This window comes from Gammaproteobacteria bacterium (genome assembly GCA_013817245.1).
Taxonomy (GTDB): domain Bacteria; phylum Pseudomonadota; class Gammaproteobacteria; order HTCC5015; family HTCC5015; genus JACDDA01.
On the sequence record JACDDA010000018.1, the window covers coordinates 1038 to 2139 of the forward strand.

1 protein-coding gene is annotated in these 1102 nt (G+C 39.5%); it reads right to left on the reverse strand.

Features of this window, described 5'->3' with window-relative positions; genetic code table 11:
• Positions 1-39: 39 nt before the first annotated feature.
• Complete coding sequence (locus H0W44_10745) at positions 40-1038, reverse strand: transposase (GenBank protein ID MBA3582911.1); 999 nt, start codon at positions 1036-1038, stop codon at positions 40-42.
• Positions 1039-1102: the final 64 nt, after the last annotated feature.

A 1102-nucleotide genomic window follows, 5' to 3' on the forward strand; every position in this document is an offset into this window, starting at 1 on the left:
GAATAAAGTTTTACTAATAGGACTTTCGCTTAACTAAAATTACAAAGCCGGAATCGTTGGATTTTGCAGTTGTAACTTCAAGTATTCTACGAATAAATTATTCCTCACTTGATACATTGTCGTTTTCATTTCCTGAGCTTTGACTTTGATTGCCACCCACGCACTGTAACAACAGGCTAAATGATTTCTTTGCGACCGCTCTTTTCGACATTGACATTTTTCACTGCCCGTCAGTTGCTTGAAACTGCGGTGAAATTCTTCGACCTGCCATCTGACTTGCGTGGCTTGAATCGCCCGCAATCGAGTAAAATCGTTCGTCAACTTATTGGTAATCACCCATTCAATGTTGCCTTCTCTGTCAACCAACTTGAATAATTTCAACCAAAATGGAACTTCTTTTAATCTCACCAATTTTCCGCTAATCAGTTCTTCCTGACTCCATTGGAGTTCTGCTAAATCCTGATAACCTATCTCTTTGGTGATACTTACTTTGCGATTGCTTTTTAGGTTTGTATAAAATGTCCAACCGCTTCGATGTATCATTTTCAAATTCTCAACGCTGGCATACCACGAGTCAAAAGCAATGTTCCGCGCCTTGATGTCCTGCTTCTCAATCGCTTGGCGGAACATCTCCTGAAAATGCTCGTTCTTGGTTTTGCCGTCTGCATCGGGATTGTAAATTCGATAATTAATCGGATAAAAATCACCTAAACTGCCGTTCGTATGCACCAAATTGACCAACCCGATTCCTTTGACTAATCCGTGTTCATTCCCACTATATTGCAGTTTGACCGTTTCAATTACTTGCGAATACTGTTTGTTTTGGACTGAATCATCCACCAACAAAAACGCCTCCGCGCTGTCATCAATCCGGTCTTTAACCAAATCCCATAAATCTCTTGGCGTGAACTTTGAGTTTTGCAGAAAATCTGTCACCGTGTCGTGACTGACATTCTCCAAATGCTCTGATAAATTGGAACAAGTGTAATTGATTGGCGTGCTTAACAGATATTCGATATATTGATTCTTGGTTATCATTGAACATCTGTTTAATCATATTTTTTCAAAAAGCGAAAGTCCTATATAAATAACAATGGTTCGG